At 60.9% G+C, this 25,033-nt stretch carries 23 protein-coding genes and 1 pseudogene; 16 read left to right on the top strand and 8 right to left on the bottom strand.

All coding sequences use genetic code 11. The features are described from left to right. Positions 1 to 27 precede the first annotated feature (27 nt). Both hepT and mntA read right to left on the bottom strand, forming a co-directional pair. Positions 28 to 456 (bottom strand): type VII toxin-antitoxin system HepT family RNase toxin, encoded by a 429-nt coding sequence (gene hepT, locus AB7M32_RS03135; protein ID WP_454249064.1) that lies wholly within the window; start codon positions 454 to 456, stop codon positions 28 to 30. Next, a complete protein-coding gene (mntA, locus tag AB7M32_RS03130) occupies positions 446 to 841 on the bottom strand; it encodes a type VII toxin-antitoxin system MntA family adenylyltransferase antitoxin (protein WP_454249063.1) in 396 nt (131 codons plus the stop codon). Before mntA ends, hepT begins: the two co-directional genes overlap by 11 nt. 335 nt (positions 842 to 1,176) lie before the next feature. Between mntA and AB7M32_RS03125 the strand changes: the two genes are divergently transcribed. The 7 genes from AB7M32_RS03125 (at position 1,177) to AB7M32_RS03095 (ending at position 6,786) form a co-directional block, all read left to right on the top strand. Further along, entirely contained in the window at positions 1,177 to 1,815 is a 639-nt protein-coding gene (locus tag AB7M32_RS03125) for a peroxiredoxin (RefSeq protein WP_454249062.1), read from the top strand. Positions 1,816 to 2,127: 312 nt separating this feature from the next. Continuing rightward, complete coding sequence (gene ssuE / locus AB7M32_RS03120; RefSeq protein WP_072405956.1) at positions 2,128 to 2,721, top strand: NADPH-dependent FMN reductase; 594 nt, start codon at positions 2,128 to 2,130, stop codon at positions 2,719 to 2,721. A gap of 91 nt (positions 2,722 to 2,812) precedes the next feature. After that, positions 2,813 to 3,778 (top strand): sulfonate ABC transporter substrate-binding protein, encoded by a 966-nt coding sequence (locus AB7M32_RS03115; RefSeq protein ID WP_454249061.1) that lies wholly within the window; start codon positions 2,813 to 2,815, stop codon positions 3,776 to 3,778. A 25-nt stretch (positions 3,779 to 3,803) separates the two neighbouring features. Next, positions 3,804 to 4,952: an FMNH2-dependent alkanesulfonate monooxygenase gene (gene ssuD / locus AB7M32_RS03110; protein WP_060740150.1), complete on the top strand. Its 1,149-nt coding sequence runs from the start codon at positions 3,804 to 3,806 to the stop codon at positions 4,950 to 4,952. 7 nt (positions 4,953 to 4,959) lie between these two features. After that, entirely contained in the window at positions 4,960 to 5,742 is a 783-nt protein-coding gene (ssuC, locus tag AB7M32_RS03105) for an aliphatic sulfonate ABC transporter permease SsuC (protein ID WP_072342904.1), read from the top strand. After that, positions 5,739 to 6,545 carry an aliphatic sulfonates ABC transporter ATP-binding protein gene (gene ssuB / locus AB7M32_RS03100; RefSeq protein ID WP_454249060.1) on the top strand — a complete coding sequence of 269 codons (807 nt, stop codon included), beginning with the start codon at positions 5,739 to 5,741 and terminating at the stop codon, positions 6,543 to 6,545. Before ssuC ends, ssuB begins: the two co-directional genes overlap by 4 nt. 25 nt (positions 6,546 to 6,570) lie before the next feature. Next, positions 6,571 to 6,786, top strand: coding sequence for a TOBE domain-containing protein (locus AB7M32_RS03095; protein ID WP_003177394.1), 216 nt, complete (start codon positions 6,571 to 6,573; stop codon positions 6,784 to 6,786). Positions 6,787 to 6,924: 138 nt separating this feature from the next. Here the strand turns inward: AB7M32_RS03095 and AB7M32_RS03090 are convergent, their stop codons facing one another. Together AB7M32_RS03090 and AB7M32_RS03085 are read right to left on the bottom strand one after the other, a co-directional pair. After that, positions 6,925 to 7,560, bottom strand: a complete 636-nt coding sequence (locus AB7M32_RS03090) for a TetR/AcrR family transcriptional regulator (protein WP_072405953.1) — start codon at positions 7,558 to 7,560, stop codon at positions 6,925 to 6,927. Positions 7,561 to 7,925: 365 nt separating this feature from the next. Then, the gene (locus AB7M32_RS03085; RefSeq protein WP_025216023.1) at positions 7,926 to 9,302 is read right to left on the bottom strand and encodes a glutamine synthetase family protein; all 1,377 of its coding nucleotides are present in this window, start codon (positions 9,300 to 9,302) and stop codon (positions 7,926 to 7,928) included. 278 nt (positions 9,303 to 9,580) lie between these two features. Between AB7M32_RS03085 and AB7M32_RS03080 the strand changes: the two genes are divergently transcribed. From AB7M32_RS03080 to AB7M32_RS03045, 8 genes and pseudogenes are all read left to right on the top strand, one after another. Beyond that, on the top strand, positions 9,581 to 10,357 hold the full coding sequence (locus tag AB7M32_RS03080; RefSeq protein ID WP_454249059.1) for a gamma-glutamyl-gamma-aminobutyrate hydrolase family protein: 777 nt from the start codon (positions 9,581 to 9,583) through the stop codon (positions 10,355 to 10,357). Between the two features lie 40 nt (positions 10,358 to 10,397). Next, on the top strand, positions 10,398 to 11,756 hold the full coding sequence (locus AB7M32_RS03075) for a glutamine synthetase family protein (protein WP_060740155.1): 1,359 nt from the start codon (positions 10,398 to 10,400) through the stop codon (positions 11,754 to 11,756). Between the two features lie 58 nt (positions 11,757 to 11,814). Beyond that, positions 11,815 to 13,179, top strand: a complete 1,365-nt coding sequence (locus AB7M32_RS03070; protein WP_454249058.1) for an aspartate aminotransferase family protein — start codon at positions 11,815 to 11,817, stop codon at positions 13,177 to 13,179. A 181-nt stretch (positions 13,180 to 13,360) separates the two neighbouring features. Next, positions 13,361 to 14,458, top strand: coding sequence for a polyamine ABC transporter substrate-binding protein (locus tag AB7M32_RS03065; protein WP_092170604.1), 1,098 nt, complete (start codon positions 13,361 to 13,363; stop codon positions 14,456 to 14,458). 184 nt (positions 14,459 to 14,642) lie between these two features. After that, positions 14,643 to 15,740, top strand: coding sequence for a polyamine ABC transporter substrate-binding protein (locus tag AB7M32_RS03060; protein WP_072405949.1), 1,098 nt, complete (start codon positions 14,643 to 14,645; stop codon positions 15,738 to 15,740). A 59-nt stretch (positions 15,741 to 15,799) separates the two neighbouring features. Then, positions 15,800 to 16,942: an ABC transporter ATP-binding protein gene (locus AB7M32_RS03055; protein WP_454249057.1), complete on the top strand. Its 1,143-nt coding sequence runs from the start codon at positions 15,800 to 15,802 to the stop codon at positions 16,940 to 16,942. Further along, positions 16,939 to 17,859 carry an ABC transporter permease subunit gene (locus AB7M32_RS03050; protein ID WP_057449505.1) on the top strand — a complete coding sequence of 307 codons (921 nt, stop codon included), beginning with the start codon at positions 16,939 to 16,941 and terminating at the stop codon, positions 17,857 to 17,859. The genes AB7M32_RS03055 and AB7M32_RS03050 overlap by 4 nt, the downstream gene beginning before the upstream one ends. Beyond that, positions 17,856 to 18,744, top strand: a pseudogene (locus AB7M32_RS03045) (ABC transporter permease subunit). The gene AB7M32_RS03050 and the pseudogene AB7M32_RS03045 overlap by 4 nt, the downstream one beginning before the upstream one ends. 882 nt (positions 18,745 to 19,626) lie before the next feature. On the opposite strand, the gene AB7M32_RS03040 reads toward AB7M32_RS03045, so the two are convergent. After that, a complete protein-coding gene (locus AB7M32_RS03040; RefSeq protein ID WP_072405947.1) occupies positions 19,627 to 20,265 on the bottom strand; it encodes an HD domain-containing protein in 639 nt (212 codons plus the stop codon). A gap of 188 nt (positions 20,266 to 20,453) precedes the next feature. Between AB7M32_RS03040 and AB7M32_RS03035 the strand changes: the two genes are divergently transcribed. Next, entirely contained in the window at positions 20,454 to 21,419 is a 966-nt protein-coding gene (locus tag AB7M32_RS03035) for a GlxA family transcriptional regulator (RefSeq protein ID WP_454249056.1), read from the top strand. Positions 21,420 to 21,430: 11 nt separating this feature from the next. Here the strand turns inward: AB7M32_RS03035 and AB7M32_RS03030 are convergent, their stop codons facing one another. The 3 genes from AB7M32_RS03030 to AB7M32_RS03020 form a co-directional block, all read right to left on the bottom strand. Then, complete coding sequence (locus tag AB7M32_RS03030; protein ID WP_014340738.1) at positions 21,431 to 21,772, bottom strand: carboxymuconolactone decarboxylase family protein; 342 nt, start codon at positions 21,770 to 21,772, stop codon at positions 21,431 to 21,433. A 102-nt stretch (positions 21,773 to 21,874) separates the two neighbouring features. Beyond that, positions 21,875 to 24,280 carry a penicillin acylase family protein gene (locus tag AB7M32_RS03025; RefSeq protein WP_454249055.1) on the bottom strand — a complete coding sequence of 802 codons (2,406 nt, stop codon included), beginning with the start codon at positions 24,278 to 24,280 and terminating at the stop codon, positions 21,875 to 21,877. 101 nt (positions 24,281 to 24,381) lie between these two features. Beyond that, on the bottom strand, positions 24,382 to 24,969 hold the full coding sequence (locus AB7M32_RS03020) for a DUF6436 domain-containing protein (RefSeq protein WP_454249054.1): 588 nt from the start codon (positions 24,967 to 24,969) through the stop codon (positions 24,382 to 24,384). Between the last annotated feature and the right edge of the window lie 64 nt (positions 24,970 to 25,033).

Here is a 25,033-nt window from a genome sequence, read left to right as displayed (position 1 = left end):
TACTCCTTCTGCCGCTACGACCCAGCGCTATGACGCCGACTCCCTCGCGTCCTTACGCAGGACGAACGCACTGAATGCCAGGAAATCGTCCAGATGGCCGGTAATGATTGCGACCATGATCGGCAATTGCAGGGCTTGGTAGTCATGCACGGCGATGTTTCTGAAGCCAACCATGTTCTTCAGGTTTTTAACCAGGCCTTCCTCCGCCCAACCCCCTTGAAAAAGCAACTCGAACACATCCCGGGCACTTTGTGGGACGCCCAGTCGCTCACGGCGAATCAAATGCTGGCCCATATCCAGTGCCGCTTCACATGCACGCTGGATGTTCAGAACTGCCGAATCCTGACGAGTGAAGTCGGTGGCAAATGTAGCCGGATTCTTCTCATACTCCTCCCGTACCCTGGCGACGCAACGCTCGATACTCGCTGCTTTATTGATCAGTACATCATCGGCCATACACGATGCCTTCTTCCTGAATATCCTTGAGCAAGCCTGCTCGAGCTTCGTCGAAGGCTGTTTTCTCGCTGAGAACAAAACTTTCGAATAACCCGGCCTGTACGTCTCTGGCCCAGAGTCTCTGGCCTCGGGTCACGATCTGATATTGCATGACGGTGGTTGCCGCACGTAGGTCAATCAGATCCACCGGACTGCCAGCGATATCCGCCAAATCCCCTGAAAGCTGCCATAACGCCACAGGGTCAACCTCGCCGGACAAGAGCACAGCCAAATCGACATCACTGTCAGGTCCGGCGGTGCCCTGTGCATGGCTACCAAACAGGTAAACCGCCAGCAGACCAGGGAGTTGGTTTTGCAGATGAGTCAACAAGGCTTGAGTGTTCATGTTGCCTATCCTAGCCGCTCGTCCTGAAATCGCGTCAATAATTTCCTTAGTGTGGGTACAAAACAAAAAAAGCCCCGCCCGGCAACACGCCGGGCGGGGCTTTTACGTTTTCGAGTCAGGCCCACCCCTGTAGCCTTCCTCGAAACTTCTCCTCTTTCAGCAACTCGAGGCCTTCTCGAACCTCGATGACGATCTTGGGCCGGTATGCAAAATGGCGCCAGTGAACAGTTTTTTATATTCTTTAATGATCTAGATAAATGGATATTTATTCTTTTTAAAGAAATCGAAACCGGTGCAAAGTTGGGCTCACAACAACCCCATCCAGGAGCCGCACCATGAGCCTCAGACTCGGCGACATCGCCCCCGACTTCGAACAGGATTCCAGCGCCGGCAAGATTCGCTTCCACGAATGGCTCGGCGACAGCTGGGGTGTGCTGTTTTCCCACCCGGCGGACTTCACACCGGTATGCACCACCGAATTGGGCCTCACCGCCAAGCTCAAGGACGCGTTCGCCCAGCGCGGGGTCAAGGCCATTGCCCTCTCGGTGGACCCGGTGGACTCGCACCACAAGTGGATCGAGGACATCAACGAGACCCAGAACGCCGTGGTCAATTTTCCGATCCTGGCCGATGCCGATCGCAAGGTTTCGGACCTGTACGACCTGATCCACCCCAACGCCAGCGACACCTTGACCGTGCGCTCATTGTTCGTGATCGACCCGAACAAGAAAATTCGCCTGACCATCACCTACCCGGCCAGCACCGGGCGCAATTTCAACGAGATCCTGCGCGTGATCGATTCCCTGCAACTGACCGACAACTACAAAGTCGCCACCCCAGCCAACTGGCAGGACGGTGATGACGTGGTGATCGTGCCGTCGCTCAAGGATGAAGAGGAACTCAAGCAGCGCTTTCCCAAGGGCTACCGCGCCGTGAAGCCCTACCTGCGCCTTACCCCGCAACCCAATCGCTGACGCAACACCTGATCCGAACTTGTGGGAGCGAGCTTGCTCGCGATAGCGGTGTATCAGTCGCCATCGACGCTGGCAGATCCGACGCTATCGCGAGCAGGCTCGCTCCCACAGGGGGGATCTCTGTGCACCAAGGGTTTTGGCCGTTTCGACGGCCTTTTTTATTGCGCCAAGGAAAAGAAATTGAATATATAAAAATCGAATAACCAAATGAATAAATATGATTTAAAGATATATGAATCCCCTGTTATGGTTTGACCCATGCAGCGAAATCGCCCGCCGCGAATCGCACGTGACAGTTAAGGAAGGGTAGGCATGTTGGTCGTCTCACTCGGTGGCAGTCCCAGCCAACGCTCCCGCTCAGGGGTGCTGCTGGAACGTTCGCAACGCTGGTTGCAGCAGCAAGGTGTGGAAGTGGTGAGCTATCAGGTGCGTGACTTCCCGGCCGAAGATCTGCTCCATGCCCGTTTCGACAGCCCGAAGGTGATCGACCTGCTCCAACAGATCGAAAATGCCGACGGCCTGCTGATCGCCACGCCGGTGTACAAGGCGTCTTTTTCCGGTGCGCTGAAGACCGTGCTGGACCTGCTGCCTGAGCGCGCCCTGGCCCATAAAGTGGTGTTGCCGATGGCAACCGGCGGCAGCATTGCCCACATGCTGGCGGTGGACTACGCCCTCAAGCCGGTGTTGTCGGCGCTCAAGGCCCAGGAAATGCTCCATGGGATCTTTGCCGAAGACAGCCAGATCGCTTACGGCGAAGGCAGCGCCCAGGCGCAATTGGCGCCACCCCTGCAACAGCGCCTGGACGAGGCGCTGGAACAGTTTTTCAGTGCCATGGCCCGTCGGCCCAGGCCGCTGGACCCCAATGTATTGAACGAACGTTTGCTGAGTGCTCGCTGGAGCATTTGAACCCCGAACACCCCTGATTCAACTCACCTTACTCAGCCGCCAACGGCCCAGCAGGTGCAGCCAAAACCCCACAGCAAAAAGGAGAGGCGCCATGCGCACTGTCATTTTGCGTCGCGGGCTGGTCGCTCTGTTTGCTGCGGCTGTGTCCCTCGGCGTCATCGCTCAAGCTCAAGCCGAGACCTTGCGGATCGGTTATCAGAAATACGGCACCCTGGTGCTGCTCAAGGCCAAGGGCTCGTTGGAGAAACGCCTCGCCGCCCAAGGCGTGGACGTGCAATGGACCGAGTTCCCCGGCGGCCCGCAGCTGCTGGAAGGCTTGAACGTCGGTTCCATCGACTTTGGCGTGACCGGTGAAACCCCGCCGGTGTTTGCCCAGGCCGCGGGCGCCGATCTGCTCTATGTCGCTTACGAACCACCGGCACCCACCAGCGAAGCCATCCTCGTGCCCAAGGGCTCGGCCATCCAGTCGGTGCAAGACCTGAAGGGCAAGAAAATCGCGCTGAACAAAGGCTCGAACGTCCACTACCTATTGGTGCGGGCGCTGGAAGACGCCGGCCTCAAGTATTCCGATATCCAGACCGTGTTCCTGCCGCCGGCCGACGCCCGTGCCGCGTTCGAACGGGGCAGCGTGGACGCCTGGGTGATCTGGGACCCGTACCAGGCTGCCGCCGAACAGCAATTGCAGGCACGCACCCTGCGTGACGGCAAAGGCATCGTCGACAACCACCAGTTCTACCTCGCCACCAAACCCTATGCGCAAAAGAATCCCCAGGTCATTACGGCCCTGGTGGAAGAGGTGCGCGCAGTGGGGGAGTGGTCCAAGGCCAATCCCGAGGATGTGACCAAGCAGGTCTCGCCGCTGCTGGGCCTGCCGGCGGACATCACCCTGACGTCGGTGAAGCGCCAAGGCTACGGGGCGCTGTTCCTCACGCCGGAAGTGGTGGCGGCACAACAGAAAATCGCCGACAGCTTCTACCAGCTCAAATTGATTCCCAAGCCCTTGAGTATCAAGGACGTGATCTGGACGCCGCCGGCGGCCGTTGCGACCGCGCAGTAATTCGATTCCTTTAGGAGACCACTCCATGAGCCTCAATATTTTCTGGTTTCTGCCTACCCACGGCGACGGCCATTACCTTGGCACTGCCGAAGGCGCCCGCGCCGTCGATCACGGTTACCTGCAGCAGGTCGCCCAAGCGGCGGATCGACTGGGCTTCGGCGGCGTGCTGATCCCCACCGGGCGTTCCTGCGAGGACTCCTGGCTGGTCGCCGCTTCGTTGATTCCCGTGACCCAGCGCCTGAAATTCCTCGTGGCCCTGCGCCCCGGGATCATTTCCCCGACGGTGGCGGCGCGTCAGGCCGCGACCCTCGACCGGTTGTCCGGCGGGCGGGCGTTGTTCAACCTGGTGACCGGCGGTGACCCGGACGAACTGGCCGGCGATGGCCTGTTCCTCGACCACGAGCAACGCTACCAGGCGTCGGTGGAGTTCACCCGCATCTGGCGCCGGGTACTGGAAGGCGAGACCGTGGATTACGACGGCGAGCACATCAGTGTGAAGGGTGCCAAGCTGCTCTATCCGCCGATCCAGCAACCGCGTCCGCCGCTGTATTTCGGCGGCTCGTCGGAAGCCGCCCAGGACCTCGCCGCCGAGCAAGTGGAAATGGTACTGACCTGGGGCGAGCCGCCAGCGGCCGTGGCGGAAAAAATCGCCCAGGTGCGGGCCAAGGCGGCGAAGCTGGGCCGTACTGTGCGCTTCGGTATTCGCCTGCATGTGATCGTGCGGGAAACCAACGCCGAAGCCTGGCAGGCGGCCGACCGGCTGATCTCCCACCTGGACGATGACACCATTGCCCGTGCCCAGGCCTCCCTGGCGCGCTTCGATTCGGTGGGCCAGCAACGCATGGCCGCCCTGCACGGTGGCCGTCGCGACAAGCTGGAAGTCAGCCCCAACCTCTGGGCCGGTGTCGGCCTGGTGCGCGGCGGTGCTGGTACGGCGCTGGTGGGCGATGGCCCGACCGTGGCGGCACGGGTCAAGGAATACGCCGACCTGGGCATCGACACCTTTATCTTCTCCGGTTATCCACACCTGGAAGAGTCCTATCGCGTGGCGGAACTGTTGTTCCCGCACCTGGACGTGGAGCGCCCTGAGCTACCGAAAAGCCAGGGTTATGTGAGCCCGTTCGGTGAAATGGTCGCCAACGACATCCTGCCCAAAGCCGCGTCCCAGAGCTGAGGCGGCCATGAAGAAAATCATCCACAACCTAGCGCCCTGGGCGGTGCCGCTGCTGTTGCTGGCGGTCTGGCAACTGTCGGTATCGGCTGGCTGGTTGTCCACGCGGATCCTGCCGGCACCGGTGGCGGTGATCGAAGCCGGGGTCAACCTGGTGCGCAGCGGCGAGATCTGGACACACCTGGCGATCAGCGGTTGGCGCGCCGCGGTCGGTTTTCTGATCGGCGGCGGCATCGGCCTGGCCCTGGGCTTCATCACCGGTTTGTCGAAATGGGGCGAACGCCTGCTGGACAGCTCCGTGCAAATGGTCAGGAACGTCCCGCACCTGGCGCTGATTCCGCTGGTGATCCTGTGGTTCGGCATCGACGAGTCGGCGAAGATTTTCCTGGTGGCCCTGGGCACGTTGTTTCCCATCTACCTCAACACCTATCACGGGATTCGCAACGTCGACCCGGCGCTGGTGGAGATGTCGCGCAGCTACGGCTTGTCCGGCTTCAGCCTGTTTCGCCAGGTGATCCTGCCGGGGGCCTTGCCTTCGATCCTGGTGGGCGTGCGCTTCGCCCTGGGTTTCATGTGGCTGACGCTGATCGTGGCGGAAACCATCTCCGCCAGCTCCGGCATCGGTTACCTGGCGATGAATGCCCGGGAGTTCCTGCAGACCGATGTGGTGGTGCTGGCGATTCTCCTGTACGCCGTGCTGGGCAAATTGGCCGACCTGGCCGCTCGCGGGCTTGAGCGGGTCTGGCTGCGCTGGCACCCGGCGTACCAAGTGAACAAGGGAGGTGTGGCATGACTGCCCAACAACCTCCGCGTCTGCTGCGTGGCATCCCGCTGGCGGTGCGCAAGCTGCAAAAAACCTTCGGCACGCGCCAGGTATTGCGCGACATCGACCTGCATATCCCGGCCGGGCAGTTCGTGGCCGTGGTCGGTCGCAGCGGCTGCGGCAAAAGTACCTTGCTGCGTTTGTTGGCTGGCCTCGATCAGCCCACCGGCGGCCAACTGTTGGCCGGTTCGGCGTCGTTGAACGATGCACGGGAGGACACGCGGCTGATGTTCCAGGAGGCACGTTTGCTGCCCTGGAAAAAAATCATCGATAACGTCGGCCTCGGCCTCAAGGGCAATTGGCGCCCGCAAGCGTTGCAGGCACTGGAAGCGGTGGGCCTGGCCGACCGCGCCCATGAGTGGCCGGCGGCGCTGTCCGGCGGCCAGAAGCAACGGGTGGCCCTGGCTCGCGCGTTGATTCATCAGCCCCGGCTGTTGCTGCTCGACGAACCCTTGGGAGCGCTGGACGCCCTGACCCGTATCGAGATGCAGCAACTGATCGAAAACCTCTGGCAGCAGCACGGCTTCACGGTGTTGCTGGTGACCCACGACGTCAGCGAAGCGGTGGCGATTGCCGATCGGGTGATCCTGATCGAGGACGGCCAGATCGGCCTCGACCTGGCCATCGACCTGCCGCGTCCGCGGGCTCGCGGCTCTCATCGCCTGGCGAGCCTGGAAACCGAAGTCCTCAACCGTGTGCTGTCCTTGCCCGGCCAACCGCCGGACCCCGAACCCGTTTCACCCTTGCCCACGCAGTTGCGTTGGGCGCAATAACTTCATCCAGACAGGAATCGACACCATGACTATCAAAGCCATCAACGTACGCAACCAGTTCAAAGGCACCATCAAGGAAATCGTCGAAGGCGATGTACTGTCGGAAATCGACGTGCAGACTGCTTCCGGCATCGTCACGTCGGTCATCACCACCCGCTCGGTCAAGGAGCTGGAGCTGGCGATCGGCAGCGAAGTGATCGCTTTCGTCAAATCCACCGAGGTGTCTATCGCCAAGTTGTGAACGATGTGTGACCCGTAGCCCCGGACGGCGTGAGCCTTTCGGGGCTTTTTGGTTTTCTGGTGGCCTGTGAATACGCTTTGGTGAGGTTGGAAGGGGGCTGCTGAGCAGCCCAGCGGGAGCAAGCTCCCTCGCCACGATTCAGGGCGCTTCACGCTTGGGCAAATAGGGGGGCAGGTACAGCCCCAGGTAGGCATCGAACACCCGCATGCCTTCTTCGGCCATGCGTGGGGTGATCTGGCCGTGCTGCTGTATCGAGCGGGCGTAGACACGGTCGCCCAGTTCCATGGCCAGGGCGAACACATCGACGTCGCCGGGCAGGGGCGGCAGGGCGAAATGGTGGTCGAACACCTTGTGCATCAAGTCACTCAGCTCGAGGTCGTGTTGGCGGTCGGCCTGAGTGACTTCGGTCAGGCCGTGCTGGGCCAGGATCAGCTGGCGAGCGGCGGCGTCCTGGTTGTAGATGGCGAGCATGCGCTGTTCCACCAGCCGTGACAGGTCGTGCCAATGGTTCAGCGCCGCATGATCGATCGGTGCTTGCAGGCCCGCGCGAAAAGCGGCGTGGACGTCGGCGGTCAGGGCTTCGAGCAGGGCCGGGACGCTGGCGAAGAAGTGGTACACGGAAGAGGGCGGGATCCCGGCGCGCTCGGCGACGCTGTAGATCGACAGGCTGGCCACGCCTTCGGCGGCAAGCAGCGTACGGGCGGCATCGAGAATGGTGTCGATCCGGGCCTGGCTGCGTGCGCGGGGTTTGCGGGGTGTGGCGATGCGTGTCATGAAGCTCTCCTGCGGGGCTGCCGGGCATTGTACGAGTCGGGTCCGGTGTTGTCTTCCCGGCTGCCATTGCTCTCACAGGGGGATGGCGGTGGCCGGGATGTTGAAGGCATCACCGTACACAGTGTGGGAGCGGGCTTGCTCGCGATGGCGGTGGGACAGGCACTGATGAGTGTTGAATGAAAGGGCCCCATCGCGAGCAAGCTCGCTCCCACAGGGGATGGCAGTGGCCGGGATGTTGAAGGCATCGCCGAACACAGTGTGGGAGCGAGCTTGCTCGCGATCCGCCGAAGGCGGCCATCCCTCCAAATACAAAAAAACGCCGCAGCCCCGAAGGCCTGCGGCGTTTCTTTTTTTACTGCAACCGCTTACACGGTATGCAGGTACCAGTTGTACTCAAGGTCGGAGATGGAGTGTTCGAACTCCTCCAGCTCACTCTCCTTGCAGGCCACGAAGATATCGATGTATTTCGGATCGATGTACTTGGCCATGACTTCACTGTCGTCGAGCTCGCGCAGGGCATCGCGCAAGTTGTTCGGCAGGCTTTGCTCGTTTTGCTCGTAGCTGTTGCCTTCCACCGGCGCACCGGGCTCGATCTTGTTGACCAGGCCATGGTGCACGCCCGCCAACACTGCCGCCATCAGCAGGTAGGGGTTGGCATCGGCGCCGGCGACGCGGTGTTCCAGACGCACGGCATCGGCCGAGCCGGTCGGCACGCGCAAGGCCACCGTACGGTTGTCCAGGCCCCAGGTCGGCGAGTTCGGCACGTAGAACTGTGCGCCGAAACGACGGTAGGAGTTGACGTTCGGGCAGAGGAAAGCCATCTGCGCGGGCAGGGTCTCGAGCACACCGCCGATCGCGTGACGCAGTGCGGCGTTCTGCTCGGGATCCTCGCTGGCAAAGATATTCTTGCCGTCTTTATCCAGAATCGAAATGTGGACGTGCAACCCATTGCCCGCCTGACCCGGATACGGCTTGGCCATGAAGGTGGTGTCCATTTCATGGTCGTAGGCGATGTTCTTGATCAGGCGCTTGAGCAGGACCGCATAGTCGCAAGCCTTGATCGGATCGGCCACATGGTGCAGGTTCACTTCGAACTGCGCCGGGGCACTTTCCTTGACGATGGCGTCGGCGGGAATGCCTTGCTCCTTGGCCCCTTCCAGAATGTCCTGGAGGCAATCGACGTATTCGTCGAGGTCATCGATCAGGTAGACCTGTGTCGAATGCGGGCGCTTGCCGGAAATCGGCGAGCGAGGCGGTTGTGGGCGTCCATTCACGTTCTCCTGGTCGATCAGGTAGAACTCCAGCTCGAATGCGGCGCAGATGGTCAGGCCCAGTTCATCGAACTTGGTCACGACTTGGCGCAGGACTTCACGCGGGTCGGCGAAGAAAGGTTCGCCTTCGAGTTCGTGCATGGTCATCAACAGTTGCGCCGTCGGGCGTTTCTGCCAAGGCTCGTTGCACAGGGTGTCAGGAATTGGATAACAGATCCGGTCAGCATCACCGATGTCCAGGCCCAGTCCGGTGCTTTCCACCGTCGAGCCATTGATATCCAGAGCAAATAAGGAGGCCGGCAGGTTGATGCCTTTCTCGTAAACCTTGTGGAGGCTGGTGCGTTCTATGCGCTTGCCGCGCACCACACCATTCATATCCGCAATCAGAAGGTCAACGTACAGAACCTCAGGATGTTCCTTAAGGAACGCGTTCGCTTCGTTAAGCTGAACGGCACGCGGGGGTACCGACATGATGCAACACCTTTGTTGTTAAAAATATCAATCATTGATCTCTTCGAAAGCCAGTCAACCCGAACGGCATGCCGAAGTCAAGCAGGGCCTTTTTTGCCCTAAAAAAGCACCTGCAGGGCTTTTTTGAGGCAATTTAGGGCGTTTTTTTCCCTTTAGGGGCCTTGGCGCCCGCAGGCTTGAGCGGGCCGTGTTGTATTTTTTACGGGGGTGTTGTGTAAAAAAATGAACAAGGCTAAGCTCGATTCAAACCCATAACAGCAATAATACCGGGGTGCTTCATGTCTCGCCTGCCGTTAATCGGCGTCACCACCTGCTCCAGGCAGATGGGTCTGCATGCTTATCACACCAGTGGCGATAAATATGCCCGGGCTGTCGCGACAGCCGCCAAGGGCTTGCCGGTGCTGATCCCGTCCCTGGCGGATCTGTTCCCACCGTCCGATATTCTGGACGCCCTGGACGGCATTCTTCTGACCGGCTCTCCTTCCAATGTAGAACCTTTTCACTATCAGGGCCCAGCCAGCACGCCGGGCACTGCCCATGACCCTGCACGGGACGCCACCACCCTGCCGCTGATCCGCGCCGCTGTCGAGGCGGGCGTCCCGGTGCTGGGCATTTGTCGTGGTTTCCAGGAGATGAACGTAGCCTTTGGCGGCAGCCTGCATCAGAAAGTTCATGAAGTCGGAACGTTCATCGATCATCGTGAAGACGAGACGCAAACGGTGGAGGTCCAATACGGTCCTGCCCACGCCGTGCACATCCAGCTTGGCGGCATACTGGCAGGCCTGGGGCTGCCCCGGTTGATTGAGGTCAACTCGATCCACAGCCAGGGCATCGAGCGCCTGGCGCCTGGGCTGCGGGCCGAAGCCGTGGCGCCGGATGGCCTTATCGAGGCTGTTTCGGTGCCAGAAGGCAAGGCTTTTGCTTTAGGTGTGCAATGGCACCCTGAATGGGAGGTAAGCTCTAACCCGCACTACCTTGCGATTTTCCAGGCATTTGGCGATGCCTGCCGAGCAAGGGCAACACAACGCGACGCGGATGCGTCAAACAACGCCTGACGACTAATAGCCGTCAGGAAACTCACGCCTAGAGGCATTTATGAGTAACAACCTCGACCAGCTCACCGATTGGTTGAAAGACCACAAGATCACAGAAGTCGAATGCATGATTGGCGACCTGACCGGTATCACCCGGGGCAAGATTTCGCCGACCAACAAGTTCATCGCCGAGAAAGGCATGCGCCTGCCCGAGAGCGTTCTGCTCCAGACCGTTACAGGCGACTATGTCGAAGACGACATCTATTACGAACTGCTCGACCCGGCTGACATCGACATGATCTGCCGCCCGGACGAGAACGCCGTGTTCCTTGTGCCCTGGGCCATCGAGCCCACCGCCCAAGTCATCCACGACGCCTACGACAAGCAGGGCAACCCTATCGAGCTGTCGCCGCGCAACGTGCTCAAGAAAGTGCTCAAGCTCTATGCCGACAAAGGTTGGCAGCCTATCGTCGCGCCGGAAATGGAGTTCTACCTGACCAAGCGCAGCGACGACCCGGACTTTCCGCTGCAACCGCCCATTGGCCGTTCCGGCCGCCCGGAAACCGGTCGCCAGTCTTTCTCGATCGAAGCGGCCAACGAATTCGATCCGCTGTTCGAAGACGTCTACGACTGGTGCGAACTGCAGGAGCTGGACCTCGATACCCTGATCCACGAGGACGGCACCGCGCAGATGGAAATCAATTTCCGTCACGGCGATGCCCTGTCCCTGGCCGACCAGATCCTGGTGTTCAAGCGCACCATGCGCGAGGCGGCACTCAAGCACGACGTGGCCGCCACCTTCATGGCCAAGCCCATGACCGGCGAGCCGGGCAGTGCGATGCACCTGCACCAGAGCATCATCGACAAGGAAACCGGCAAGAACGTTTTCTCCAATGAAGACGGGACCATGAGCGATCTGTTCCTGCACCACATCGGTGGCTTGCAGAAGTTCATCCCCGAGCTGTTGCCGCTGTTCGCCCCCAACGTCAACTCGTTCCGCCGCTTCCTGCCGGACACCTCGGCACCGGTGAACGTGGAGTGGGGCGAAGAGAACCGCACCGTGGGCCTGCGCGTGCCGGACGCCGGGCCGCAGAACCGTCGGGTGGAAAACCGCTTGCCGGGCGCCGACGCCAACCCGTACCTGGCGATTGCCGCCAGCCTGCTGTGTGGCTTCATCGGCATGGTCGAAGGCATCGACCCGAGCGCGCCGGTGGTGGGCCGTGGTTACGAACGCCGCAACCTGCGTTTGCCGCTGACCATCGAAGACGCCCTGGAGCGCATGGAAAACAGCACCACCATCGAGAAATACCTGGGCAAGAAATTCATCACAGGCTACGTCGCGGTCAAGCGGGCCGAGCATGAAAACTTCAAGCGCGTCATCAGTTCGTGGGAGCGGGAATTCCTGCTCTTTGCCGTCTGAAGCGCCGGGCGAGGCTGCTTCAGCCAGCTTCGCCCTCACCGATAACAGGAGAATTCGCATGACCCGCAATAACCCGCAAACCCGTGAATGGCAGGCCCTGAGCAACGATCATCACTTGGCGCCGTTCAGCGATTTCAAGCAGCTCAAAGAGAAAGGCCCGCGCATCATCACCCACGCCAAGGGCGTCTACCTCTGGGACAGTGAAGGCAACAAGATCCTCGACGGCATGGCCGGCCTCTGGTGCGTGGCCGTCGGTTATGGCCGCGAGGAACTGGCCGACGCCGCCAGCCAGCAGATGCGCGAACTGCCGTACTACAACCTTTTCTTCCAGACGGCCCACCCGCCGGTGCTGGAATTGTCCAAGGCCATCGCCGACATCGCCCCTGAAGGCATGAACCACGTGTTCTTCACCGGCTCCGGCTCCGAGGGCAACGACACCATGCTGCGCATGGTCCGCCACTATTGGGCGATCAAGGGCCAGCCGAACAAGAAAGTCATCATCAGCCGCAAGAACGGTTATCACGGTTCGACCGTCGCCGGCGCGAGCCTGGGCGGCATGACCTATATGCACGAGCAGGGCGATCTGCCGATCCCGGGCATTGTCCACATCGCCCAGCCTTACTGGTTCGGCGAGGGCGGCGACATGAGCCCCGAAGAGTTCGGGGTTTGGGCGGCCAATCAGTTAGAAGAGAAAATCCTGGAGATCGGCGTGGACAACGTCGGTGCCTTCATCGCCGAGCCGATCCAGGGCGCTGGTGGCGTGATCGTGCCGCCAGACAGCTACTGGCCGCGCATGAAGGAAATCCTCGCCAAGTACGACATCCTGTTCGTGGCCGACGAAGTGATCTGTGGCTTCGGCCGCACCGGTGAGTGGTTCGGTACCGACCATTACGGGTTGAAACCGCACATGATGACCATCGCCAAGGGCCTGACCTCCGGCTATATCCCCATGGGTGGGCTGATCGTGCGCGACGATGTGGTCGCGGTGCTCAACGAAGGCGGTGACTTCAACCACGGGTTTACCTACTCCGGTCACCCGGTGGCCGCGGCGGTGGCCCTGGAAAACATCCGCATCCTGCGCGACGAGAAGATCATCGAGCGTGTCCACAGCGAAACGGCACCCTATTTGCAGAAGCGTTTGCGGGAACTGAACGATCATCCGCTGGTGGGTGAAGTACGCGGGGTCGGTTTGCTGGGGGCGATCGAACTGGTCCAGGACAAGGCCACGCGCAAACGCTACGAAGGCAAGGGTGTGGGCATGATCTGCCGGCAGTTCTGCTTCGAGAACGGGCTGATCATGCGCGCGGTGGGCGACACCATGATCATTGCGCCGCCGCTGGTGATCAGCAAGGCCGAGATCGATGAATTGGTGACCAAGGCGCGGCAGTGCCTGGACCTGACGCTCAATGCGTTGCAGGGCTAAGTGCTAGGCTCTGAGCGAGGTGCCGGCAAGGGCCTCGCCCAGCGTGAACAAAAGGCTGGGCTTGTGTTGAAAGCCTGCCCTGTAACTTGCCAGACTACCGCCTGTTCAAGTTGCCCGCGAGCCGGCTACTGAACGTGGCTAAAAAGAATAACTGGAGCATCAATCCATGAAGGCATTAGGTATGAAGATAGCTGGCAAGACCCTCCTCGCCATGTCCCTGATGGGCGTGATGGCGGGCGCCGTCCAGGCGGACGACAAAGTGCTGCATGTCTACAACTGGTCCGACTACATTGCGCCGGACACCGTCGCCAAGTTCGAGAAAGAAACGGGGATCAAAGTCGTCTACGACGTGTTCGACAGCAACGAAACCCTGGAAGCCAAGTTGCTGGCCGGCAAGTCCGGTTATGACATCGTGGTGCCGTCGAACAACTTCCTGGCCAAGCAGATCAAGGCCGGGGTCTACCAGGAGCTGGACAAGTCCAAGCTGCCGAACTGGAAGAACCTGGACACCGACCTGCTCAAGGCTGTCGGCGATGCCAGCGACCAGGGCAACAAACACGCCTTCCCTTACATGTGGGGCACTATCGGCATCGGTTACAACCCCGAGAAGGTCAAGGCCGCATTGGGCGTCGACAAGATCGACTCCTGGGACACCCTGCTCAAGCCTGAGAACATCGCCAAGCTCAAGAGCTGCGGCGTGAGCTTCCTCGATTCGCCAACCGAAATGATTCCGGTGGCCCTGCATTATCTTGGCTACCCGACCGACAGCCAGGACAAGAAGCAACTGGCCGAGGCCGAAGCGCTGTTCCTCAAGTTGCGTCCATCGATCGGTTACTTCCACTCTTCCAAATACATTTCCGACCTGGCCAACGGCAACATCTGCGTCGCCGTGGGCTACTCGGGTGATATCGAGCAATCCAAGAGCCGTGCTGCCGAGGCTGGCGGCAAAGTGAAAGTGGCCTACACCATTCCCAAGGAAGGTGCCGGTTCGTTCTACGACATGGTCGCCATTCCCAAGGATGCCGAAAATGTCGAGGCCGCTTACAAATGGATGAACTTCATCATGCAGCCGGAAATCATGGCGGAGATTACCGACAACGTGCGTTTCCCTAACGGCAACAAGGCCGCCACCGCTTTGGTGGACAAGGAAATCTCCGGTGACCCGAGCATTTACCCATCGGACGAAGTGAAGGCCAAGCTGTACGCCATCAGCGATCTGCCGCCTGCGACCCAGCGGATCCTGACCCGCAGTTGGACCAAGATCAAATCCGGTAAATAAGCCGGTCTGAAGCATCCTCCTGTTGTCGCTGGCATCGCGGCGGCGGCAACAGGAGCAACTCAATAACTAAAAGTTTTGCTGGATCGGTTTATCGAGGGTAAGTTGCGCGCCGGTTTTGTTGCAGGGTCCATCGTGGCCAAGTAACGGGGGCAACTTGGGCCCAACTATTTAAGAGGACCTCCACGTGCCAGTCTTTTCTTTGTTACGCAACGCCTTGCTGGTCGGCGCCGGCCTGACGCTCGCCGTCAGTGTCCAGGCCGCCTCCACCGTGCATATTTATAATTGGTCGGACTACATCGGCGAGACCACCCTGGCGGATTTCGAAAAAGCCACTGGCATCAAGCCGGTGTATGACGTGTTCGACTCCAATGAAACCCTGGAAGGCAAGTTGCTGGCCGGGCGTACCGGCTACGACGTGGTCGTGCCGTCCAACCACTTCCTGGGCAAGCAGATCAAGGCCGGGGCGTTCCAGAAACTCGACAAGGCGCAGTTGCCCAACTACGCCAACCTCGACCCTGCGCTGCTCAAGCGCCTGGAAAAGAACGACCCGGGCAACCAGTACGCCGTGCCTTACCTTTGGGGCACCAATGGCATCGGCTATAACGTCGAGAAGATCAAGGCGGTCCTGGGCGTCGAGAAGATCGATTCGTGGGCCATGCTGTTCGAACCGGAAAACATCAAGAAGCTATCCAGCTGCGGTGTTTCGTTCCTCGACTCGGGCGACGAAATGATCCCGGCGATGCTCAATTACCTGGGCCTGAACCCCAACAGCGAAGACCCCGAAGATTACAAGAAGGCCGAGGCGCAGCTTCTCAAGATCCGGCCTTACGTGACCTATTTCAATTCCTCCAAGTACATCTCCGACCTGGCCAATGGCGAGATCTGCGTGGCGGCCGGTTTCTCCGGCGATATCTTCCAGGCCCGCGCTCGTGCCAGCGAGGCCGGCAAGGGCGTCAACATCGCCTACGTGATTCCCAAGGAAGGCGGCAATCTCTGGTTCGACATGCTGGCGATCCCGCGTGACGCCACCAACGTCAAGCAAGCGCATGCCTTCATCAATTATGTGCTCAAGCCTGAGGTCATCGCCCAGGTCAGCGACGTGGTCGGTTATGCCAACCCGAACCCGAAGGCTGGCGAACTGATGGACCAGAAAGTACGCACCGATGAAGCGGTTTACCCACCGCAAGCGGTCGTCGACAAGCTCTACGTCAACTCCGAGTTGCCGCCCAAGATCCAACGCCTCATGACCCGCAGCTGGACCAAGGTCAAGTCGGGTAAATAACCTCAACACTCTTGTTCGTCCGTGCAGGGCGAACTGCAAATTCTGTGGGAGTTTCGTAAATGGCAGTTGCCTCCGGCGCCTATAAGAAAGCCCTCGAGGGCGACCAGACACCCAAACAGGTGCTGGTCAAAATCGACCGGGTCACGAAGAAGTTCGACGAGACGATTGCCGTGGACGATGTGTCCCTGGAAATCAAGAAAGGCGAGATCTTTGCCTTGCTCGGCGGTTCGGGATCGGGCAAATCCACCTTGCTGCGCATGCTGGCCGGTTTCGAGCGGCCCACCGAGGGACGGATTTTCCTCGACGGTGTGGATATCACCGACATGCCGCCCTATGAGCGGCCGATCAACATGATGTTCCAGTCCTACGCCCTGTTCCCGCACATGACCGTGGCGCAGAACATCGCCTTCGGCCTGCAACAGGACAAGATCCCGAAGGCCGAGATCGATGCTCGCGTGGCGGAGATGCTCAAGCTGGTGCAGATGAGCCAGTACGCCAAGCGCAAGCCGCATCAGCTCTCCGGCGGCCAGCGCCAGCGTGTGGCCTTGGCCCGTTCCCTGGCCAAACGGCCGAAGCTGTTGCTGCTCGACGAGCCGATGGGCGCGCTGGATAAAAAACTGCGCTCGCAGATGCAACTGGAGCTGGTGGAGATCATCGAGCGGGTTGGCGTGACTTGCGTCATGGTGACCCACGACCAGGAAGAGGCCATGACCATGGCCGAACGTATCGCGATCATGCACCTGGGCTGGATCGCCCAGATCGGCAGCCCGATCGACATCTACGAGACCCCGACCAGCCGGCTGGTCTGCGAGTTCATCGGCAACGTCAACATCTTCGAGACCGAAGTGGTGGACGACGCCGAAGGCCATGCGGTGCTGACCTGCAAGGACCTGGACCGCAGCATCTACGTCGGCCACGGCATCAGCACCTCGGTGCAGGACAAGTCCGTGACCTACGCCATTCGCCCGGAAAAACTGCTGGTCACTTCCGAGCCGCCGACTTGCGAGCACAACTGGTCCAGCGGCAAGGTCCATGACATCGCCTACCTGGGCGGCCACTCGGTGTTCTACGTCGAGCTGCCAAGTGGCAAGCTGGTGCAGTCCTTCGTCGCCAACGCCGAACGTCGTGGCCAGCGCCCGACCTGGGGCGACCAGGTGTTCGTCTGGTGGGAAGACGACAGCGGCGTGGTGCTTCGCTCATGAACATGCGCAAACTCAAACGCCGACTCGATCGAATAACGCCCGGTGGCCGCCAACTGGTCATCGGGGTGCCCTTCATCTGGCTGTTCCTGTTCTTCATGCTGCCGTTCTTCATCGTCCTGAAGATCAGCTTTGCCGAAGCCGACGTGGCCATCCCGCCGTACACCGAGATCTACAGCTACGTCGACCAGAAGCTGCAGGTGCTGCTCAACCTCGCCAACTACGCGATGCTGAGCGAGGACGAGTTGTACATTGCCGCCTACCTCGGCTCGCTGAAAATGGCCCTGATCAGCACGGTCTTGTGCCTGCTGATCGGCTACCCGATGGCCTATGGCATCGCCAATGCCCGCAAAGAGATGCAGACGGTGCTGGTGCTGCTGATCATGATGCCGACCTGGACCGCGATCCTGATCCGCGTCTACGCGTGGATGGGCATCCTCAGCAACAACGGCTTGCTCAACGGCTTTTTGCTGAGCATGGGTTGGATCAGCGAACCACTGCAGATCCTCAACACCAACCTGGCGGTGTATATCGGGGTCGTCTACTCCTATCTGCCGTTCATGATCCTGCCGTTGTACGCCAACCTGGTGAAACATGACGCCAGTTTGTTGGAAGCCGCGTCGGACCTGGGGTCGAGCACCTTCAACAGCTTCTGGAAAATCACCGTGCCGCTGTCCAAGAACGGCATCGTCGCCGGCTGCATGCTGGTGTTCATCCCCGTGGTGGGCGAGTTCGTGATCCCGGAACTGCTGGGCGGCCCGGAAACCCTGATGATCGGCAAAGTGCTGTGGCAGGAATTCTTCAATAACCGAGACTGGCCGGTGGCATCCGCCCTGGCGGTGGTGATGCTGGCGATCCTGATCGTGCCCATCATTCTGTTCAACCGCAGTCAGGCCAAAGAAATGGAGGGCAAGGAATGAAGCGCTTCAGTTTTTCAAGCCTGATGCTGGTGCTGGGTCTGTTGTTCATCTACGCACCGATGCTGATCCTGGTGATCTATTCGTTCAACGCCTCGAAACTGGTGACGGTGTGGGGCGGTTGGTCGGTCAAGTGGTACGTCGGCCTGCTGGACAACAGTCAGTTGATGGGCTCGGTGGTGCGCTCGCTGGAAATCGCCTGCTACACGGCGATTGCCGCGGTGGCCCTGGGGACGCTGGCGGCCTTCGTGTTGACCCGCATCACCCACTTCAAGGGCCGCACGCTGTTTGGCGGCCTGGTCACCGCGCCGCTGGTGATGCCGGAAGTCATCACCGCGTCTGTCGCTGTTGCTGCTGTTCGTGGCCATGGCGCAGATGATTGGCTGGCCCCAGGAGCGTGGCATTGTCACGATCTGGATCGCCCACACTACGTTCTGCGCGGCCTATGTGGCGGTGGTGGTCTCGGCACGCTTGCGTGAGCTGGACCTGTCCATCGAAGAGGCGGCCATGGACCTCGGTGCCCGGCCGTGGAAGGTGTTCTTTTTGATCACCATCCCGATGATCGCGCCGTCGCTGGCGGCGGGGGGCATGATGTCGTTCGCGCTGTCCCTGGATGACCTGGTGCTGGCGAGCTTCGTCTCCGGCCCCGGCTCGACGACCTTGCCGATGGAAGTCTTCTCGGCCGTGCGCCTGGGGGTAAAGCCGGAAATCAATGCCGTGGCGAGCCTGATCCTGCTGGCGGTGTCGCTGGTGACCTTCCTGGTCTGGTACTTCAGTCGCCGGGCCGAGGAGAATCGCAAGCGCGCGATCCAGCAAGCCATCGAAGAAAGCGCTGCCGACTCCTGGAAACAACCGGAAGTCCGCCGGGCCGAGACCGCACCGGTCTGACCCGACACAGCTCTATCTGTGGGAGCGAGCTTGCTCGCGATAGCGGTGAGACAGTCAATGAAGAGATTGACTGTCAGGCCGCCATCGCGAGCAAGCTCGCTCCCACAGTTTTTTGGGTCGCCTACAAGTCCGCAGCCGAACGCAGAGCCCATTGTGGGAGCGAGCTTGCTCGCGATAGCGGTGTGACAGTCGACGAAGATGTTGAGTGTCAGTCCGCCTTCGCGAGCAAGCTCGCTCCCACAGTTTTTTGGGTCGCCTACAAGTCCGCAGCCGAATGCAGATCCCATTGTGGGAGCGAGCTTGCTCGCGATAGCGGTGAGGCAGTCGACGAAGATGTTGAATGTCAGTCCGCCTTCGCGAGCAAGCTCGCTCCCACAGTTTTTGGGTCGCCTATAAATCCGCAGCCGAATGCAGATCCCATTGTGGGAGCGAGCTTGCTCGCGATAGCGGTGTGACAGTCGACGAAGATGTTGAATGTCAGTCCGCCTTCGCGAGCAAGCTCGCTCCCACAGTTTTTTGGGTCGCCTACAAATCCGCAGCCGAACGCAGAGCCCATTGTGGGAGCGAGCTTGCTCGCGATAGCGGTGAGACAGTCGACGAAGATGTTGACTGTCAGTCCGCCTTCGCGAGCAAGCTCGCTCCCACAGTTTTTTGGGTCGCCTACAAGTCCGCAGCCGAACGCAGAGCCCATTGTGGGAGCGAGCTTGCTCGCGATAGCGGTGAGACAGTCGACGAAGATGTTGACTGTCAGGCCGCCATCGCGAGCAAGCTCGCTCCCACAGTTTTTTGGGTCGCCTACAAGTCCGCAGCCGAATGCAGATCCCATTGTGGAGCGGGCTTGCCCGCGAAAGCGGCGTGGCAGTCAATGCAGAAGTGGGCGGGTTACGAATTCCAAGGCGATGTACGGATGACTTCGACAAAGTTCATCGGCTTGAACCCCGGTTCCTGATCCACCAGCACGTCGGTCTTCACGTTGCCAAAGGTGGTCTGCGGACGATGCCGCAAACCGTCGGCGAAGGCGCAGATGATGCACTCCTTGAACCCTTCCCCGCGCGGATGAGCATGCACCACGGCGTCTCGCTGCGCTGCCGGGAACGCGGCGTAGTCCATGCCCAGCACGTCCATCTCCACCCCGGCGGTCACCAGGGCGACGGTGGGGCGCAGGTGTTTGGGCACACCTGGCGTGGTGTGCAGGGCGATGGACAGCCAGACCTGTTCGATATCGTCATCACTCAACCCGTAGGGCTTGAGAAACGCTGCGGCCGCGTTCGCACCGTCCACTTCGAAACGCTCATCATCGCTGCGGTGACCTTCCACCAGGCCCAGGTCGTGGAACATCGCCCCGACATACAGCAACTCCGGGTTGTAGGCCAATTGCCGGCGCTGGCCACTCAAGGCGCCGAACAGAAATACCCGGCGAGAGTGGTGGTACAGCAAGTCGGACTCGATATCGCGGATGTATTCGGTGGTGGCGCGGGCGAGGGTGCTGTCGGGGATCTTGATGCCGGCGATGCTGTTCATGCTGTTCTCCTCTTGACGTTGGGCCAGTGCGGCGCCGAGGGTTTCAGTCTGTTCGCCGGGAGGTAGTCGAACAATGTTCCCATGGCTGCGATCCGTGCCAATAAACCTGGGTTTCGTGCCAGGGTGGTTTGCGAGACGCGAATTGGCTAGGGTGCTGGAGTCGTTCCACTCGAAGGCAAGCGAGCACCATGCAGAAAGTCGTCGCCGTCGTGGTATTCCCTGGCGTCCAGGCGCTGGACGTTACCGGGCCCATGGACGTGTTCAGCGAAGCCAATCGGTTCCTGGTCGCCGAGGATCACTATCGGCTTGAAGTGATCGGCGTCGAACAGGGCGCGATGTCTTGCTCCAATGGCTTGTCCCTCAATCCCCATCGGTACTTCAGCGCCGCTTCGCAAGCGTACGACCTGCTATTGGTGGCGGGCGGACCGCAGTTGCCGTTCATGCACTTTGGCGCGGTATTCGATACCTGGCTGCGGGACGCATGCGCACGAGCGCGGCGCTTTGGCTCGATCTGCAATGGCGCTTTCATGCTGGCCCGGGCTGGGTTGCTGGAGGGGCGGACTGTCACTACCCATTGGGGTGACGCCGCGGCGCTGGCGCAGCTGTGTCCCTCGACCCGGGTCGAAGCGGATCGTTTGTACGTACAGGATCGCCAGCTCTATACCTCGGCCGGGGTGAGCGCGGGGATCGACCTTTCCTTGTTCCTGCTGGCCCAGGACCATGGCCCGGACGTTGCCCTGAGTGTTGCCAAGCGCCTGGTGGTATTTACCCAGCGCTCGGGCGGGCAGTCGCAATTCAGCCCTTTTCTCGCACCCCACGCTGAGCCGACGTCCACCGTGGCCCAGGTCCAGGCGTATGTCCTGGCGCACCTGAACGGTGACCTGACCATCGCCGACCTGGCCAATGCCGCGAACATGAGCTCACGTAACTTCTCGCGGGTGTTCACCCGGGAAGCGAAGATCACGCCAGCGGAGTTCGTCGAGCAGGCCCGGGTGGACGCGGCGCGGGTGATGCTGGAAAGCACCCGCGCCCCGCTCAAGACCGTGGCCTGGCAGTGCGGCTTTCGCGATGCTCAGCACATGCGCAGCGTATTCAATCGCAGGCTGGGCGTGACGCCGCAGCAATTCAGGCTGAATTTCGCTGCGCTGGCATAGATGTCAGCCGCTTACTTCTTCAACGCGTCATGGGCCTCCAGGGCTCGCAGGGAATAGATGTACGCCGCGCCGGCATTCAATGACACCGCGGTGGCCAGGGTGGCGGCGATTTCTTCGCGGGTGGCGCCGGCCTTGATGGCGGCGTCGGTGTGAACGCCAATGCAGCCGTCGCAGCGGGTGGTGATGGCCACGGCGATGGAGATCAGTTCGCGGGTCTTGGCATCGAGCACGTTGTTTTCAGCCGCGGCTTCGTCCAGGGCCATGTAGGCCTTGACCATCTTCGGATTGCTCTTGCCCAGGGCGCCAAAGGCGCTCTTGATGGTGGGCAGCAGTTCGGACCAGTTATTGAACATAGCGTTGACTCCTGTGAAAGAGGCGGGGAAGTGAGCCCCTGTAGTCTTGACCATCCGTGACGATCAAGCCCGGTTCAGTGATGAAAGATCCGCACGCCCGGTTCAGGGCGCCCGGGCCGGCAGCAGCTTCAGGGTTGTGCGGGTATTGGCGACCACTTCTTCCTCGGCCAGGTGCGCCTGGTAATAGTCCCCTTCGATATACGCCTCGGCCTGATCCTCGTAATGTTTGTCGAACGGCACGCCACTCTGGCCGACCGGATTGATGGTGACGCTGTGGGTCGGGTCGGCGAAGTCGATGATGCGTCGGGTGGAAGGACCATAAGTCACCGGCCAAGGAGCCGGACCGACTTTGGCCGAGAGATTGTTGGGCACTTCATGGGTGCCGGGGGCCGCAAATGGGCCGACGTTGAAGATCTGGTCCAGCGGCTTTTGCTGGCCCAGCGGATGACCATGGGTCAGGGTGTGAGCCTTGCCCCACTGCCATTGTGTGGCATCGTCGCCCAAGGTGGCTCGCAGGTGCGCCAGGCTTTTCTTCCAGGCGATGCTCACCGTGTCGGCACGGGTTTCGGTGCCCAGCGTCGTGCGGTCATCCCACCACGGTGAATCCTTCGAGGCCGCCAGGCGTGGCAGGGCAGCGTCGATCACCCGGGTTGACAGCGCGGTGTCGAAGAACCCATCGCCCAGTTCATCGTGCAGGGCGGCGTCGGCCAGGTTGAACAGAAACTGGTTGAACAGCGTGGCACTGATGGAGTCCAGCGGGTAATCGCCCTCCCATTGGCCCAGTTGCTCCACCCATTTGCGTTCCTGCGGGGCGCTGACCATCTCGCGCAACACCGGCAACAAAGGCGCGAGCAGGCGCGGGCCGTAGGCGGTGGTGGTGCCCAGTTGCAGCTTCTGGGTGGTTGGGATGTCCCATTTCGCCTGCTTGTCGCTGAGCTGCTGGTTGAGTTGCTGGCCACGGTCGGCGAGGTTGTAGTAACCGGGGATCTCGATGCCGCTGGCCGGCACGGGTTGGAAGTTGGCCGAGAGGATGTAGCCCCGTGCTGGGTTCTCTTCCTGGGGGTTGCTGCTGAACGGATAGAAACCTTCCTTTTCCGACTCCGCGCTGCTGCCATCGAGGATGAACCCGGGCTTCACGCCGGCGGGACGCTTGGGCAGTTGCGCGGCGGCCCACCAGCCGATATCCCCCTTGGCATTGGCCCATACCACGTTCAGCCCCGGCGCGTGGATCTGGGCCGAGGCGCCACGGGCCTTGGCCAGGGTATCGGCGCGGTTGAGCTGGTAGAAGGCGTCGAGGATCGGGTTGCGACTTTCCAGGAACCCCCACCACATGGCGATCGGCGTCTTGCCGGCGTTCGCACCGAGGGCATCGTTGACGATCGGGCCATGGGGCGATTGACGCAGCACCAGCGTCACCGGCGCCTGGCCCTTGACCGCGATCTGCTGTTCGCTGCGGGTCATGTCCACCCATTGGCCGCGGTACCAGACCTGCTCGGGGTTGTCCGGGTTGACCTTCTCGGCGATCAGGTCCAGGTCGTCGTTCTGGAACATGGTGACGCTCCAGCCGAAATCCTTGTTCATGCCCAGCGTCGCAAAGGGCATCAAGGCCTGATAGTGCCCGTAGAGTTCGAAATCCGGCGCGGACAGGTGCGCCTCGTACCACACCGACGGCGTGGAAAACCGGATATGCGGGTCGCCCGCCAGCAACGGCTTGCCGCTGTGGGTGCGGTTGCCGGAAACCGCCCAGGCGTTGCTGCCTTCGAACTGCGGCAGGCCGTTTTCCGCCAGGGCCTGTTCGCTCAGGCGGGCCAGGGCATTGAGGTCTTTCCAGTCGGCGGCGGCCAGGGGCAGGCCGCGCTTGGGACCGTCGGCCAGCACGCCCTGGGGCTGCCAGTCGAGGTCGAAGATGTTCAGATACTCGGCGCCCAGTTGATCGCGCACGTAGGTCAGCAGCGGTTCGGTACGGAACGCCGCCGCGAAGCTGTAGGCCATGTAGCCGGTAATGCTCACGGTGTCTTCAGCCGTAAAGGGGCGCTTGGGAATGCCCAGCACATCGAACTCCACCGGCCGGGTGTGGCTGTCCTGGTAGGCATTGATGCCGTCCAGGTAGGCCTGCATCGCGATCCAGGCCGGGGATTGCGGGTCTTGCTCGGTCACATAGGCCGCGGCGCGTTCACGGATACGCAGGCTGCGCATCAGTTTGTCGGTGTCGAGCAGTTTCGGCCCCAGCACCTCGGCCAGTTCGCCACGGGCGAGGCGACGCATGATCTCCATCTGAAACAGACGGTCCTGGGCATGGACATAGCCGAGGGCGCGGTACAGGTCGGTTTCGTTCTCAGCGCGGATATGCGGTACCCCACGCTCGTCGTAGCGCACCGTCACCGAGCCCTGGAGCCCTTGCACCTGCGTCGTGCCCTGGCGGGTTGGCTGCTTGCTGTAGAGGTAGCCGCCCGCAACGATGATCGCGGTGACGATCAATGACAGGAAGGCGATGAGGGTGCGTTTCATGGTGATTCCTTATTCTGATGACAGCGGTTCCATGGTCTCGCTGTTGATTCCCTGTTTAGCATGCCACTGCTTTCCTGCGCATCGCCCCTCGGAGGGATTACTTATTCTTTGGCAGATGTGTCCTTGTCCCACGGACAATAACAACCCACCGCCATCGTATGGGTCGCATTGACCGTCCGACCAGCGCTCAACGCCTCGAGAATCGGCTCGATGAAGCTGTTGCTCGAATTGCAGGTCAGGCCTTCACTGTAAGGGCCGAAGTACGCCAGTTGGCCGCTGCGATCCCAGATCGCCACCGCTGGGCTGGCAGGAATCTGGCTTGAACCCGGAAGCGTCGGGAGGGTTTTCAGGCTGTTCAATGTGGTCGGCAGTTGACCTTGGCTGCCGGCTTTTTGCACGGCATAAAACTCAACGCCTTGTGGTACATACTTATTGATCAGTTCGGCAAGGTGCTGCTGGTTGCCAACGTTGCACGGGCACGCCGGGTCCCAGAAATGCACCAGGCGGATCGCGCCAGGGCCGGCCAGGTCGGCGGGCAGGCGTAGAGGGTCGCCGGAAAACACCGCCGTGTGTTGACTGAAGGTCCGCAGGAAACGCCCCTGGAACCAGTCGTAGGCGAACCACAATACGGCAGCGCACGCGAGGACAAGCAGGCTGGCAAGCAAGGTCGTGCGATGGGACGGGCGCATGAAGTCGATCCTCTGAGGCCGCGTAGCTTGCCATGCTTGCCGCGACAGATGAATATCGCAGGCC

The organism is Pseudomonas sp. R151218B TE3479 (assembly GCF_053629195.1).
Note: the sequence above shows the minus strand (reverse complement) of the source record. Positions and strands in the feature narration are given on the sequence as shown.